Below are 14108 nucleotides of genomic sequence, written 5' to 3' on the forward strand. Positions count from 1 at the left end.
CGCCTACCCGCGGAGCAGGGAGCGGCTGGGCAGCACGCACAGGGCGTAGACCAGGGTGCCGGCGGCGCCGGTCGCCAGGAGCGCGAGTACGCCGTCGCCGAGGTACCGCTCCAGGCCGAGGACCACGGCGGCCATCACCGCACCGCCGAGGAGGGGCCAGGCGCCGGCCTTCGCGACCGTACCCAGGCCGATGCCGCCGCGGTGCAGCGCGAGGAGGAACACCGGCACCACAACGGCTCCGGCGACCAGGACGTGCCCCTGGGCCACTCCCACGATCCCGCCGGTACGGGCGCCGACGACCAGGGCCGGGATCAGGACGAGGAGCCAGAGGCCCTGGACCCCGATGAGCGGGCGGCGCCGGCCGACGGCCACCAGGCAGTCGTAGGCGAGTTCGCAGCCTATGCGCACCAGGCCGAGCGCCATCAGCCAGGGCAGCGCGCGGGCCGCGGGCAGCCAGCGCTCGCCGTAGACGAGTTCCACTACCGGCCCGGCGAGGGCGGCCAGCAGGACGCAGAGCGGGACGGTGGCCGTCATCACGACCCCGAGGGCCCGGCCGAATCCGGCGGCCAGCGCCCCCGGTGTGCCGGCCAGCCGGGAGAAGCCGGCGAAGGAGACGCGGCGGGCCGCCTCGGAGATGATGCGTACGGGCCAGCCGGAGATGTTGAAGGCGAGCACGTAGAAACCCAGGGCCAGCGGGTCCAGGGCCGAACCCACCACCATGGTGTCCACGTTGACGACGCCGAGGGCGAGCATGCTGGCCCCGGCGAGCGGCAGTCCGAACCGGAGCAGCGCCCGGGCCTGCTCCCGGTCCCAGCCGAACCTCAGCGTTCCGGGCGCCGCGAGGCAGCAGCCGATGAGCGCGGCCACGTTGCCCACCACGGATCCCCAGGCGAAGCTCATCGCGCCCCAGCCCTGGACGGCCAGCAGCAGGGTCACCGCGGTGCTGAGGACGAAGTTGAGCGCGTCGACGGCCATCCTCCGGCCCTGCGCGAACTCCCGGGTGAGGAAGCCGGCGGGCACCTGGGACAGACCGTCGAGGACCACGCACAGGCACATCACGCGCAGGACGCCGGAGGCCTCGGGCGAGCCGAGCACCTCGGCCACCGTGGGGGCCGCCGCGAACAGGACCGCGTACAGCAGACAGCTGGACGCCGCGCTCAGGGTGAGGACGGTCGGGGCGAAGCGGCGCGGGTCGCCCTCCCAGCGGACGATCGCCAGCGAGACGCCGAGTTCGTTCGCGGAGAGCAGGACCAGCAGCACCGTCTGGGCGATCCCGTACACGCCCCAGGCCTCGGGCCCGAGGAAGAAGCGGGCCAGGATGATCCCGGTGACGAAGTTGCCGAGGCGCATCACCACCGTGTTGACCAGGCTCCACCGGGCCGCGGAGCCGACCTTGCGCCCCAGCGACGGCGGCGCCTGGGTGGTCTGGGGGGCCGCGGCCGCGGAGCCGCTCACGGTGACCCGGCCGCGGCAGCCGCGGCGGGTTCGGCCGCCGGGCCGGCACCCTGTTCGGCGGCCTCGCCCGGGGCGGGCCGGTGCTTGCCGGGCGTCCGCCGGCGGGCCTCCACGAAGAAGGCGGCCACGAGGCTGAGCACGAAGCCCAGTACGCCCGCCATGATGAGGTACTGGAGCCTGGTCTTCGTCTGCGCCTCCGGCTTCTGGGGCGGCACGATCGTCGCCATTCGGATCATGGCCTCCGGTGTCACCGATTGCTGGGTCTGGAACTCCAGCAGCCGCTTTTCCGCGTAGGCGGTGAAGGTCTCGTCCGACTTCAGGACGGCGGCCGGGTCGGTTCCGGTGACGCTCAGCCACATGAAGGGCCCCTGGGCGTTGTCGGCGATCTTGGCCTCGTGCTTGCCGGTGACGCCCAGGGACTTGAGGTCGGCGACGGAGTCGTCGGAGTTGAGGTTGCGGGCCAGGCCGTCGGCCATGCCGGTGAGCGAGGCCTGGGTGCTCAGGAAGGGGTTGCCGTCGAAGGCCACCGTGGCCTTCTTCGAGTTCAGCAGCGTCACGGTGCTCTGCGACACGTACTCCACCGGGACCAGCAGGTACACGGCGGCGGTGAGGGCCGCCGTGAGCAGCAGTCCGGGCAGCAGCACGTACCAGCGCCTGCGCATGACCCGCCATATCTCGGCGAGGTCCATGGTCTTCCCCCTCTTGTCACTGCGGCTACCGCGTTACTGCGGTGGCTGCTGTCAGTGCGGTTGCTGCGGGACGAGACCGGTGGGTCTGGGCCTGGTCCGCGCGGTCCCGCCGTCCAGCAGGACTCCGGCGATGCGCTCGCTCGCGCGGCCGTCCCAGAGCTCGGGGCAGCGGGCCGCGGGCGGATCGTCGAGCACCCTGTTCACGGTGGCCACGATGCGCTCCGGATCCGTGCCCGCCAGTACGTTGGTGCCCTCGTCCACGGTGATCGGCCGCTCGGTGTTCTCCCGCAGGGTCACGCAGGGCACGCCCAGCGCGGTCGTCTCCTCCTGGACGCCCCCGGAATCCGTGAGCACCACACGGGCGGCGTCCTGCAGGGCGATGAAGTCGAGGTATCCGGCGGCCGGCACCAGCCGGATGCCGCCCGGCACGCCGAGTTCGGCCAGCCGCTCGGCGGCCCGCGGGTGCACGGGCAGCAGCAGAGGGCAGCGGCCGGCGATCTCGCCCAGCGCCTTCAGCAGGCCGCGGAGGGCCGCGGGGTCGTCCACGTTGGCCGGCCGGTGCAGGGTGACCAGGCCGTATCCGCCCCGGGTCAGCCCGTACCGGTCCAGGACGTCCGACTCCCTGGCCCGGTCCAGGTTGGCGAGGAGGGTGTCGATCATGACGTTGCCGACGACGTGGATCTGGTCGTCCCGGTAGCCCTCCGCCCGCAGGTTCGCGGCGGCGTCGGGCGAAGGGGCCAGCAGGTAGTCGCTGACCCGGTCGGTGGCGACGCGGTTGACCTCCTCCGGCATGCTCCAGTCACGGCTGCGCAGGCCCGCCTCCACGTGGGCCAGCAGCGGGCCGGCCTTCGCGGTCACCAGGGCGCAGGCCAGGGTCGAGTTGATGTCGCCGACCACCACCACCGCGTCCGGGGCCTCCTCGTCGAGCAGCGGCTCGAAGGCGGCCATCACGCGCCCGGTCTGCTGGGCGTGGGTGCCGGAACCGGCGCCCAGGTACCGGTCGGGGGTGCGGATGCCCAGATCGCGGAAGAACACGTCGTTCATGGACTCGTCGTAGTGCTGGCCGGTGTGGACGAGGACCACCTCGGCGCCGCGGCGCTCCAGTGCGTCCATCACCGGTTTGATCTTCATGTAGTTGGGCCGCGCTCCGGCGACGCACACGATCTTCTTCACGGTCATGGCTCAGAGCACCTCCACCGTCGGCCCGGACACCCGGTTGCGGCAGTCGAGGACGAAGGGGGCGTGCTCGGTGATCATCCCGTAGTCGAAGGAGTCGTGGTCGGTGAGCAGGACGACCACGTCGGCCGCCGCCAGTTCCTTGCGGGTCGGCTCGACCCGGACGAGCCGCGCGTCGACCTTGATGCTCTCCACGACGTGGGGGTCGGCCGCGCGCACCTTGGCGCCCATGTCGAGGAGCAGTTGAGAGATCCGCACGGCGGGCGACTCCCGGGCGTCGCCGGTGTTCTTCTTGTACGCCAGTCCGAGCAGCAGGATCCGGGAGCCGTTGACCGAGCGGCGTTTGGCGTTGAGCGCGTCGATGACGCGACGCGCCACGTACTCGGGCATGTGGCTGTTGATGTCGTTGGCCAGCTCGACGAAACGGAAGCTCTGGCCGAGTTCGCGCTGCACGCGCCAGGACAGGTACGAGGGGTCGATCGGCAGGCAGTGGCCGCCGACCCCGGGGCCCGGGGTGAACTTCATGAAGCCGAAGGGCTTGCTGGACGCCGCCTCGATGGCCTGCCACACGTCGATGTCGAGGTGGCGGGCGAACATCGCTATCTCGTTGACCAGCGCGATGTTCACGTGCCGGAAGGTGTTCTCCAGCAGTTTGGCCAGCTCGGCCTCCTTGGGCGAGCGCACGGGCACCGTGGTGTCGACGAGGTCCCCGTAGAAGGCCTCGACGGCCTTCAGCGAGGCGGCGTCGACGCCGGAGACGACCTTGGGCGTCTGCTGGAAGCCCCAGACGGCGTTCCCCGGGTCGATGCGCTCCGGGCTGTAGCCCAGGTGGAAGTCGACTCCGGCGGTGAGCCCCGAGCCGTCCTCCAGGATCGGCGCGAACAGCTCCTCGGTGGTGCCCGGGTAGGTGGTGGACTCCAGTACGACCGTCGCGCCCGGGCGCAGGTACCGGGCGAGGGTGTGCGCCGATTCCTCGATGTAGCGGAGGTCCGGTGCACCCTCCTGTAACGGGGTCGGGACGGTGACGACGGCGACGTCGAAGCCGCCGCAGTCCCGGGCGAGTTCACTGGCCCGGTAGGTGCCGAGCTCCAGCGCCCGGTTCAGCCGTTCGCAGGAGACGTCCTCCACGTACGACTCTCCGGCGGTGAGGCTCTTGACCCGCCGGGCGTCCACGTCGTACCCGATCACCTGGTGTCCGACCTCGGCGGCCCGGATGGCCAGGGGCAGGCCGACGTATCCCTGTCCCACGACGACGACGCGCATCAGTGGCTCCTGTTCGCGGAACGGGCGGCTGACGGTGTGCGGTGGATGAGTTCCCGGACCGTCATGAGGAGGAAGGCAGCGTTGGTGGTGAGGTAGCGCTTGCCGAGGCGGCGCGGCTCCTGGAGGGTGCGGTAGAACCATTCGAGTCCCATCCGCTGCCAGACCAGGGGAGCCCGCTTGGTGACGCCGGCGAGGATGTCGAAGGAGCCGCCGACGCCGTGCACGACGTGGGCCCCGGTGCGTTTGCCGTAGCCGGCGGTGAATATCTCCTTCTTGGGCGAGGTCATGCCGAGGAACAGCAGCTGGGCGCGGCTGTCCGCGATGGCGTCGGCGATCGTCTCCTGTTCGGAGTCGGTGAAGTAGCCGTTGCGGCTGCCGGCCACCCGCAGGTGCGGGAAGCGCTCGGATATCCGGCGGAGCATCAGTTCCAGGACGCGCTGTTCGGCGCCGAGCAGGTAGACGGGGATGTCCGCGGTCTCGGCGGCGGCGAGCAGGCGCATGAACAGGTCGATGCCCGCGACCCGTTCCGGCAGCCGGACGCCGAGGAGGCGGCCGGCCCAGACGACCGCCTGGCCGTCGGCCAGGACGAGGTCGCAGCCGGCGACCGCGGCGGCGAGGCGGGGGTCGCGCCGCATGTTGACGAGCTTCGCGGCATTGACCATGCCGATCTCGATCTGTTCGCCGCGCCGTACGGCCTCCAGGCAGCGCTGTACGGTCTCGTCCATGGTCAGGGCGTCGAGTGCGATCCCGAAGAGGGACGGTCTGTGTGTCCGGGTCATCTCGGCAGCCCTCCGAGCCAGGCGAACAGCATCCAGCCGAACTCGTACGGCCGGCACTCGCGGTCCACCGAGGCCGGGCGGAAGAGCCGGTCCAGCGGGGCGAGCCGGGCGCGCGGCGCCACCCGGGTGGTGAGTCCGCGGGCGGCGCGGACGGCCTTCATCGGGTCGCCGCGGTAGACCTTGCGCCAGGTGACGCCGAAGTCTTCGCGGATCATGGGCTCGCGCGGGGTTCCGGTGGGCCCGGCGAGTTCGGGCACCTCGGTCATCCAGCGCAGGCCCCGGCGGATCTCCGCGCCGAAGTCGGTGCCGCCCGCGTCGGCCAGGTCGAACAGGGCGGTCGGCGCCATGGCGTGCTGATGGACGCTGTAGACGGGGTAGCCCTCGACCACTGCGCCGTGGCGTGCGTCGTAGTGCCACCACCACTGTCCGCCGTCCCCTTGCAGGGCGCAGATGCGGGCGGCGCACGCGTCGGCGGCCGCGAGGGCCTCCGGGTCGCCGCCGCTCGCGTGCAGCCGGGCCAGCGCCTGGAGCGGATAGGTCTGGTCGGCGAAGCAGGCCACGTGGGAGCGGTATCCGGGCACCAGCCCCGGCCCGGTGGCGTGCGGGAAGAGCGGGTTGTCGGCGGCCTTGGCCGCCAGCAGCCGGTCGCGGGCGGCCGCGAGGCGGTCCTCCACGTCCACCGCGGCGCGGGCCGCCACGAGGGCGGAGAGCACCCAGGCGGCCTCCACGGTGTACTGCGGCTGCCCCGGTACGTCGAGCGCCGCGACCCGGTCAAGGGCGTCGGACAGCTTGGGGTGGCCGGTCTCGGCGGCGGCCCAGGCGATGAGCGCCGCGTCTCCGAGGTTCGCCACCCCGGGCAGCCGTTCCACCAGCAGCCCCGCGAACTGCTCGGCGGTGTGCCCGCCGAACAGGGCGCGCTGCCGGTCCTCGGGCAGGAACCGCGCGCCCAGCGCGGTGATGGCCGCGTACCGGGTACTGGTCCCGCGCGGCTCCAGGCGGCGGGTGCCGTCGGGTGCGGCCGTCCCCACCCGGGTGAACACGAAGGTCTCGGCGCCCGGCAGGTACATCGCGGGCAGTCCCGCCTCGGCCAGCGACAGCAGTCGTCCGGCGAGGGCGCGCAGCGGCAGGTCCTCGCGGGCCAGTGCTTCTAATCGTGTGGTGGTCATCGGGTCCCCACCCCGACTCCCCGGGTGCTGCGCGCACCCCGTATGTCCGAGCTGTTCGGCTCCCACACACCTACCCCCTTGATCGCTCCTCGGACGGACCTGGCGGTCGTCACTCCGCGGAGGGGAATCGCGCATGACGGCGCACGTGCCGCCGGTGTCCTCCCACCGATGGCACGAGCCGTCCGACGGCTGCGTCTGGACCCCCCAGCGATGCCGTCGGACTGGGGCAGCGCGCGTGAACGGCAGCGTCCGCAGGCGCGGTGGAACCGCGCCGCCGGCGCACTGCCCGCGGTGCCCTCGTCGTGTACAACCCCCCACTGAGCCAGGCCTGTTGCCTGCTCAGATCCCGTGTGCAGGGACACGGTATGCCTACGGTTGTTCGTTGTTTGTGGTTTTGACGAAATGCCGATGCCCTAAATTGCCGACATTCCGTCAGATGCGTTCGGCGAGCGTGCCGTCCTTCTCGTCGTGCAGCGCGCCGGTGCGCGGGCACTCCCATACGCCCGGCTCGCCGGCCCGCTCCACCAGGCGGACCCCGGCCCGGCCCACCCAGCCGGTCCGGCGGGCGGGCACCCCCGCGACGAGCGCGAAGTCCGGTACGTCCCGGGACACCACCGCGCCGGCCGCCACCAGCGCCCAGCGCCCGACGCGCACCCCGGCCACGCACACCGAACGGGCCCCCAGCGAGGCCCCCTCGGCCACCACGACCCCGGTGGCTTCCCAGTCGTCGCCACGCTTGAGCCGGCCGTCCGGGTCGACCGCGCGCGGGTAGAAGTCGTTGGTGAGCACCACCGCCGGGCCGATGAACACCCCGTCGCCGAGCTCGGCGGGCTCGTACACCAGCGCGTGGTTCTGCAGCTTGACGTTGTCCCCGATCCGCACGCCCGGCCCGACGTACGCGCCGCGCCCCACGATGCAGCCGCGCCCGAGCCGGGCCTCCTCCCGTATCTGCGCCAGGTCCCAGACGGTGGTCCCGTCACCGAGTTCGGCGGTCTCGTCGACCTGGGAGGAGGGTTGAATGCGGACACTCACAGGGCGGTCCCCTTACGGCTCGCGAGGCGTTCGGACGCGCGTGCGCACGGACGTCCGTGCGTCGGTGCGTGCGGGCCGAGCATATGCCTCCGCGGGGCATCGCATACGGGGATCAACGGACTCTCCACGCAGCGGACTTGGCCCTCGCGGCCGGCTCGGTGCGTCACAGGAGGCGTTCGGGCACCGAGCCCGCGGGGACCGTGCGGGCGTGGAGGCGGCCGTCCGGGGTGCGGTACTCGACCTCGCCCAGGGCGTCGGCTGTGACCGCGCCGACCACGGTCGCGTGGCGGCCGTAGGGGTGGGCGCGCAGTGCGGTCAGGACCTGGGGGGTGCGTTCCGGGGCGACGAACAGGCACAGGCACCCGGCGCAGGCCGCGTCCAGGGGGGCGAGGCCGCGGGCGCCGAGGGCCACGCGGGCCTCGTACCGTACGGGGAGGGCGGCCTCCTCGACCCGCAGGGTCAGGCCGCGGGTCGCCGCGCACGAGCGCAGGACCTCCGCCAGGCCGCCCGAGACCACCGTCCGGGCATGGCGGATGTCGGGGCCCACCGTGCGCAGCAGGTCTCCCAGGGGAGCGCAGTCGCTGGGTACGTGGTGCTCGTAGCCGAGCCCGTCGCGCAACGAGACCAGGTGGGCGGCATGGCTGCCCAGGTGGCCGGTCACCACGATGCGGTCGCCGGGGCGGACCGAGCCGAGCTCGAGGGGCGGCCCGTTCGGGACGCCGAACGCGGTGGCGGTGACGAAGACCCGGTCGGCCTCGCCCGCGCGGACGACTTGGGTGTCGACGGCGGCGATGGCGACCCCGGCCTCGGCGGCCGCCGCACGCACGGAGGCGGTGAGCCTGCGCACCAGGTCCAGCGGCAGTCCGGCCTCCAGCACGATGCCGAGCGCGATCTGGCGGACTTCGGCTCCGGTGGCGGCCAGTTCGTTGACGGCCCCGCAGACGGCGACCCGGCCGATGTCCCCGTTGCCGAAGAAGGGCGGATCGACGACATACGTACCGGACCGGACGACGGCAGCGGCGGCGGCGGCGCCGGAGGCGGCCGGGGCCCGGCGAGGGTCGGGGACGGCGGGGCCGGGGGCGAGCGATTCCTCGATCAGGGCCCGTATTCCGGGACCGAAACCGACCTGGCCGGTGTCCCGTTCCTGTGTGTACGTCACGAAAGCATCCCCCGAAGCCCGCGAGTCATGATCGTCCATCATCCTGCGCGGACGGGACACCGCATACCCGTGTCGTCGTACCACCGCTGATGAGGGGTCAGTAGGGGCGGCCGTCCGGCCGGTCGTAGCCGCGCAGCAGGAGGACGGCCAGCGCCGTCGCCACGGCCGGGATGAGAGCGAAGCCGGCCAGTATGCCGAGTCCGGCGGCCGGGGTCTGCTCGGCGGCCCGGCCCGTGCCGGAGGAGACGTAACCGCAGAGCTGGAGCACCACGCCGTAGAAGAAGGGGCCGAGCGCGACGCCCAGGCCCTCGCCGGTGCTGAACAGGCCGGACAGGAGCCCCGCTTGGCCCCGTTCGGTACGGGCGGCGTCCTGGGCGATGCGCTCCGGCAGCATCGCGTACAGGAAGAGCAGCTGGCCCGCGTGGCCGGTGCCGGCCAGCGCCATGGTGAGCAGGACGGCGCCCTCGGGCAGCGCCGGGGCGGCGAGGAGGAGCAGGCAGCCGGCGGCGAACAGGGTGGACGCGACGGTATAGCCGTGGCGGCCGGCGCGCAGCCGTGACCAGAGCGGCATGGTCAGCAGGTTGGGCGCGACGAACGCGGCGACGGGGGCGCCGACGCCGGAGGAGTCGCGCAGGACGTGCTCGGCGAAGTACGGAGCACCCGCGAGCAGCACGCCGGTCGCGACGGACTGGACGACCACGCACCGCAGCAGCGCCATGAAGGGCGGGTTGCGCCGGGCTGCGGCGAACTGGCGGCGCAGGCTCGGCCCGCTCTCCGGGACGGGGGCACCGACCCGCGCACCGACGCGTGCGCCCCGGCCCCCTCCGGACGTCCCGGCGAAGACCCACAGCGCGCCGAGGGCGATGACCACCCCGCCGAACACCCCCACCCAGCGGTGTCCCGCGAGCCCGCCGCCCCCGGCGTCGACGAGGGCGGGCCCGGCCGCGCCGGTGACCAGCGCGGCCACTCCGATGACGGCGACCCGCCCGCCGACCAGGCGCACGCGGTCCTGGTGCCGGTCGGTGAGCTCGGCGGGCATGGCGACGTACGGCACCAGGAAGAAGGCGAACGCGGTCGCGGTGAGCAGGTATCCGGCCGCGGTGAGCCAGGCGCCGGCGGTGCCGGGCAGCAGGCCGGCGAAGGTCAGCGCGAAGGCCAGGGCCATGGCGAGCCCGCCGCACAGGACGTACGGGCGGCGCGGGCCCCAGCGGGTACGGGTGCGGTCGCTGGCCCGGCCGACCAGCGGGTTGAGGAAGGCGTCCCAGGCCTTGGGCACGAACACGATCGCGCCGGCCAGCGCGGCGCTCACCCCCAGGGTGTCCGTGAGGTACGGGAGCAGCATGAGGCCGGGGAGGGTGGTGAACGTACCCGTGACGAGCGATCCCGAGGCGTAGCCGAAGCGGAGCCGGGCGGACAGCCCGGCCGGACCCGCCGGGCCGGCCGCCGCGGCCACCGGAGCCGCCGGAGCCGCCGGTTCCACCGGCCGCACGGTGCCGGTGTCACGACCTGTGGTGGCCATCGGGGCTCCCTTCCGGGATCGGTCGAGCGGACGGAGCGGACGGAGAGCAAGGCCCCGCCCGGGGGGTGGGGGACGTCCCGGGGGCGGGGCTCTCGTACGGCAGGGTCCGTCCTTCCCCTTGGACGTGGCTAAAGCCCTCCGGCACGGATCGGGACGGTGCGGAACGGATGAGTTCCTGCCATGCACTTTCCTGCCAACGGCACCGGCTGGCTGCCCGCTCGACCACCGCTCCACCATGACGCGAGAGTTAGGAGAGGGACATGACAGTCGACAACAGCACGACCTCGCCCCCCGCCGTCCTCGGACCCGCGAGGGCCGCGGCGGCCCAGCACCTGATCCACCGTCCGCCCTCGCGGGCCCACTACGGTCTCGACGTCCCCAGCCTGGGCGAGGAGAACTTCACCCTCGTCGGCGCGACCCCCGTCGCGCACCCGCTCTTCAACGACGGCCCGGGCCACTTCCACGATCTGCAGATCGCGACCGAGACCATGCGCGAGATCGGCGAGTTCGTCGGCCACCACTACTTCGGCGTGCCGGAGGACCGGCCCGGTCTCTTCTACCGCTTCGCTCTCGACCTCACCGACCTCTCCGCCTGGCGTACGGACGGGGCCCCCGGGGGCCCCGTACCCATGGAGACCCACATCAGGGCCCGCCCGGCGAACGTGGTCGACGAGGTGCCGCGCGGACTCGACTTCCACCTGGAGGTGGTGATCGACGGCCGCCCGTGCGCGACGGGCGCCGCCGGTCTGGTCTTCCTCATGCCGAAGCTCTACCGCCGGCACCTGGAGCACTCCCGGCAGGCGCTGCGGGCCGCGCCCGAGCTCGACGACGCGCCGGACGGCCCGCTGCGGCCGGCCGACTCCGCCGAGACCGGCCGCTACTCCCCCGGGAACACCGTGATCAGTGAACCGGCGGACGTGGCGCGCGGCCGGATCAGCACCTGGCTGCTCTCCCGGCGGATCAGCCCCGTGTTCGCGGGCGAGGACGGACAGCTCTCCGGACTGCACCTGATGGAGGCACTGCGGCAGACCTCGCTGCTCGCCGCGGGCCGGGCGCACGGGCTGAACCCGGCGCGGAGCGCGATCGGCGCCTGCCAGGTGCACTTCCGCGGGCAGGCGGACCTCGATCTGCCGCTGCGCTGCGTGGCGGTGGCCGGGCCGCTGGGGCACGACGCCGTGGGGCGGCCCTCCGTACCCGTCACGCTCACCCTGACACAGCGCCGCCGGGCGGTGGCCGAGGCCCGCACCTCCGTGGTCCAGGACTACTGAGGACGATGCGCTTCGGGATTCTGGGCCCGCTGGAGGTCACGGGCGGCGACGCGGACGCCGGTACGGACGGCGGCCAGATGGCCTCGTACGCTCCGCAGGCCGCCAAACTGCGGGTCGTCCTCGGGACACTGCTGGTCCGCGCGAACGAGGTCGTGTCCTCGGAGAGCCTCATCGACGAGCTCTGGCCCGAGGCGCCGCCGCGCACCGCGACGACGACGCTCCAGGTCTACGTGTCGCACCTGCGCAAGACGCTCCGCAGCGCCGATCCGGCGAACGGCCGGGAGTCGCTGGTCACCCGGCGCCCGGGCTATCTGCTGCGCGTCGGCCCGGACGCGCTGGACACCACGGCCTTCGAGGACCTGTCCCGCCGCGGCCACCAGGCCCTGCGGGCGGCTGACTTCGGCGCGGCGGCGGATCTGCAGCGGCGGGCGCTCGCGCTGTGGCGGGGGCCGGTGCTGTCGGACACCCCGCACGGGCCGCTGCTCGACGGCGCGGCCGTGCGCCTGGGGGAGGCGCGCGCCACCGCGCTCGACGAGCGCATCCGGGCCGAGCTGCACCTCGGGCTGCACCGCGAACTGGTGGCGGAGCTCCAGGAGCTGGTCGCCGAGCACCGGATGCACGAGGAGTTCCACTCGCATCTGATGGTGGCGCTGTACCGGTGCGGGCGGCAGGCGGAGGCGCTGCGCGTGTTCGCGATGCTGCGGCGGACCCTCGTGGAGGAGCTCGGGATAGAGCCGGGCCCCGCATCGCGGCAGCTCCAGCGGCGGATCCTGGAAGGGGATCCGGCCCTGTCGACGGCCGGAGCCGGGACCAGGACCGCTGCCAGGTCCGCGGTCGTCGCCGGTACCGTGACCGCCGTCGCCCCGGCCGACGGTGCGGAAGGCTGGTCCCCCAGCCTCGGGGCACTGCCCCCCGCCGACCCCCGCTTCACCGGCCGCACGGCCGAACTGACCGAGCTGGAGCAGCTGTTACGGACCGCCCCCGCAGGTGGCTGCGTGGCCGTGACGGGCCTGCCGGGCACCGGCAAGTCGGCGCTCGCGGTGGAGACCGCGCACCGCGTGGCGGACGCCTTCCCCGACGGGCAGGTCTTCCTGGACCTGCGATGCGGATCGGGGCCGGCGCCGACCGGGTCGGAGGTCCTCGACCGGCTGGGGCACGCGCCCCTGACGGGCCGCCGGGTGCTGCTGGTGCTGGACCACGTCACCTCCGAAACCCAGGTACGGCCCCTGCTGCCCCTCGCGCCGGGCTCCGCGCTGCTGCTCACCGCGGGCCGCGTGCCCGCCGGGCTCCCCGGGCTTCGCCCGATGGTCCTCGGACCGTGGCGCCCCGAGGAGTCACATCGGCTCGCCGGGCTGTTCACCGAGCGCGGCCTCCCCGCCCCCGGATCCGGCGTGGTCGAGGAGATCGCCGGGCTGTGCGGCGGACTTCCGCTCGCCGTGCGGGCCGCCGCGGCCCAGCTAGTGGCCCGGCCGCACTGGACGCCCGCCACACTGGCGGAGCGGCTGCGGGACGAAGGCGGACGGCTCGACGCGCTGCGGGCCGGCGATCTCGACGTACGGGCCCGCCTCCTGGAGGCCTACGCGGCGGCTCCGGAGGCGCAGCGGCGGGCGTTCCGCCTGCTGTCGCTGCTGCCCCCCGGCCGGTTCGGCCCCCGGCAGGCCGCCGCCGCGCTGGACCTGGCCGAGCCTCGGGCCGCGGCGGCCCTGGACGCCCTGGCCGATGAACGGCTGCTGGCGGTGGACCGCGACGGCTGCCACCTCCCGGAGCTGCTGCGGCTGCTGGCGGTGGAGCGGCTGGCCCTGGAGGAGCCGCCCGAGGTACGGCGCGCGACGGCGGAGCGGGTGGGCCGGGCGTACGCGGCGGCCGCCGCGCAGCCGGGCCGGCCGGCGGACGCCGGCGCGCGGGGGCTCGTACGGCTGGCGCGGACCGCGTACGAGGCGGGCTTGTGGGCGCTGGCGGTACGGCTGACGGACGCCACGTTCGGATGGGTGGAGGAGGACGCCGAGGCCGCCTACACCCTGGCCCTGGACGCCGCCGTACGGTGCGCGGACCGGTCGGCGCAGGCCCGGATGGAGCGCTCGCTCGGCGACCTCGCCTGGCAGTACCGGCGTGCGGACCGGGCGCACGAGCTGTACGCGGGGGCGCTGGCGCACGCCCGGGAGGCGGGCGACGAGGAGGAGACCGCGCGCGCCCTGGTGGGCCTGGCCGAGCTGCGGCTGGACGCCGGTGCGGCGGCGGAGGCGGCCGCTCTGCTGGAGCCCGCCCTCGCCGCCCTGTCGGTGCCCGGCCGTACGCGCGGACGTTACGAGGCGAGCCGCGCCCGGGCGCTCCTCGCGCTGGCCCAAGGCGGGCCGGAGGCGGCGGAGAGCGCCCGGGCCTGGTTCGGCGAGTGCCTGACGCTGGCGGGCGCCCTGCGCGACCAGCGGCTGGAGGTGTACGCGAGGCGTTCGCTGCGGGCCCTGTCCAGGACCACGGGGGGCGGCTCCGCCGCGCGGCGGGCCGTGGAGATCCGCCCGGGACTCTGGCGGATCCAGTCGGCCGGGCTGCGCTCGTGACCGGCGCGGCACCCGGCACAAGGCCCGGCCACGACCCGGCCCCTGAC

The 14108-nt window shown here is 74.0% G+C and carries 11 protein-coding genes; 2 read left to right on the top strand and 9 right to left on the bottom strand.

Annotated features, from left to right (window positions below):
- Positions 1 to 3: 3 nt before the first annotated feature.
- From AB0D48_RS07030 to AB0D48_RS07070, 9 genes are all read right to left on the bottom strand, one after another.
- Positions 4 to 1455, bottom strand: coding sequence for an oligosaccharide flippase family protein (locus tag AB0D48_RS07030; protein ID WP_362391627.1), 1452 nt, complete (start codon positions 1453 to 1455; stop codon positions 4 to 6).
- Entirely contained in the window at positions 1452 to 2144 is a 693-nt protein-coding gene (locus tag AB0D48_RS07035; RefSeq protein ID WP_362391629.1) for a chain length determinant protein, read from the bottom strand. The genes AB0D48_RS07030 and AB0D48_RS07035 overlap by 4 nt, the downstream gene beginning before the upstream one ends.
- 51 nt (positions 2145 to 2195) lie before the next feature.
- Entirely contained in the window at positions 2196 to 3323 is a 1128-nt protein-coding gene (wecB, locus tag AB0D48_RS07040) for a UDP-N-acetylglucosamine 2-epimerase (non-hydrolyzing) (RefSeq protein ID WP_362391631.1), read from the bottom strand.
- Between the two features lie 3 nt (positions 3324 to 3326).
- Positions 3327 to 4583 carry a nucleotide sugar dehydrogenase gene (locus tag AB0D48_RS07045; RefSeq protein ID WP_362391633.1) on the bottom strand — a complete coding sequence of 419 codons (1257 nt, stop codon included), beginning with the start codon at positions 4581 to 4583 and terminating at the stop codon, positions 3327 to 3329.
- On the bottom strand, positions 4583 to 5362 hold the full coding sequence (locus AB0D48_RS07050; protein WP_362391635.1) for a WecB/TagA/CpsF family glycosyltransferase: 780 nt from the start codon (positions 5360 to 5362) through the stop codon (positions 4583 to 4585). Before AB0D48_RS07050 ends, AB0D48_RS07045 begins: the two co-directional genes overlap by 1 nt.
- Positions 5359 to 6528 carry a hypothetical protein gene (locus AB0D48_RS07055; protein WP_362391637.1) on the bottom strand — a complete coding sequence of 390 codons (1170 nt, stop codon included), beginning with the start codon at positions 6526 to 6528 and terminating at the stop codon, positions 5359 to 5361. Before AB0D48_RS07055 ends, AB0D48_RS07050 begins: the two co-directional genes overlap by 4 nt.
- Positions 6529 to 6960: 432 nt before the next feature.
- Complete coding sequence (locus AB0D48_RS07060; protein ID WP_362391639.1) at positions 6961 to 7560, bottom strand: acyltransferase; 600 nt, start codon at positions 7558 to 7560, stop codon at positions 6961 to 6963.
- A 163-nt stretch (positions 7561 to 7723) separates the two neighbouring features.
- Positions 7724 to 8719, bottom strand: a complete 996-nt coding sequence (locus AB0D48_RS07065) for an AIR synthase-related protein (protein WP_362391641.1) — start codon at positions 8717 to 8719, stop codon at positions 7724 to 7726.
- Between the two features lie 97 nt (positions 8720 to 8816).
- A complete protein-coding gene (locus AB0D48_RS07070; RefSeq protein WP_362391643.1) occupies positions 8817 to 10238 on the bottom strand; it encodes an MFS transporter in 1422 nt (473 codons plus the stop codon).
- 260 nt (positions 10239 to 10498) lie between these two features.
- Between AB0D48_RS07070 and AB0D48_RS07075 the strand changes: the two genes are divergently transcribed.
- Both AB0D48_RS07075 and AB0D48_RS07080 read left to right on the top strand, forming a co-directional pair.
- A complete protein-coding gene (locus tag AB0D48_RS07075; RefSeq protein ID WP_362391645.1) occupies positions 10499 to 11506 on the top strand; it encodes an AfsA-related hotdog domain-containing protein in 1008 nt (335 codons plus the stop codon).
- A gap of 5 nt (positions 11507 to 11511) precedes the next feature.
- The gene (locus AB0D48_RS07080; protein WP_362391647.1) at positions 11512 to 14061 is read left to right on the top strand and encodes a BTAD domain-containing putative transcriptional regulator; all 2550 of its coding nucleotides are present in this window, start codon (positions 11512 to 11514) and stop codon (positions 14059 to 14061) included.
- Positions 14062 to 14108: the final 47 nt, after the last annotated feature.

The organism is Streptomyces sp. NPDC048269 (assembly GCF_040652395.1).
GTDB lineage: Bacteria > Actinomycetota > Actinomycetes > Streptomycetales > Streptomycetaceae > Streptomyces.

Coding starts and splice junctions, on each gene's coding strand:
- AB0D48_RS07075 (WP_362391645.1), top strand. CDS start 10,499: ATGACAGTCGACAACAGCACGACCTCGCCCCCCGCCGTCCTCGGACCC.
- wecB (WP_362391631.1), bottom strand. CDS start 3,323: ATGACCGTGAAGAAGATCGTGTGCGTCGCCGGAGCGCGGCCCAACTAC.
- AB0D48_RS07050 (WP_362391635.1), bottom strand. CDS start 5,362: ATGACCCGGACACACAGACCGTCCCTCTTCGGGATCGCACTCGACGCC.
- AB0D48_RS07070 (WP_362391643.1), bottom strand. CDS start 10,238: ATGGCCACCACAGGTCGTGACACCGGCACCGTGCGGCCGGTGGAACCG.
- AB0D48_RS07055 (WP_362391637.1), bottom strand. CDS start 6,528: ATGACCACCACACGATTAGAAGCACTGGCCCGCGAGGACCTGCCGCTG.
- AB0D48_RS07045 (WP_362391633.1), bottom strand. CDS start 4,583: ATGCGCGTCGTCGTCGTGGGACAGGGATACGTCGGCCTGCCCCTGGCC.
- AB0D48_RS07080 (WP_362391647.1), top strand. CDS start 11,512: ATGCGCTTCGGGATTCTGGGCCCGCTGGAGGTCACGGGCGGCGACGCG.
- AB0D48_RS07035 (WP_362391629.1), bottom strand. CDS start 2,144: ATGGACCTCGCCGAGATATGGCGGGTCATGCGCAGGCGCTGGTACGTG.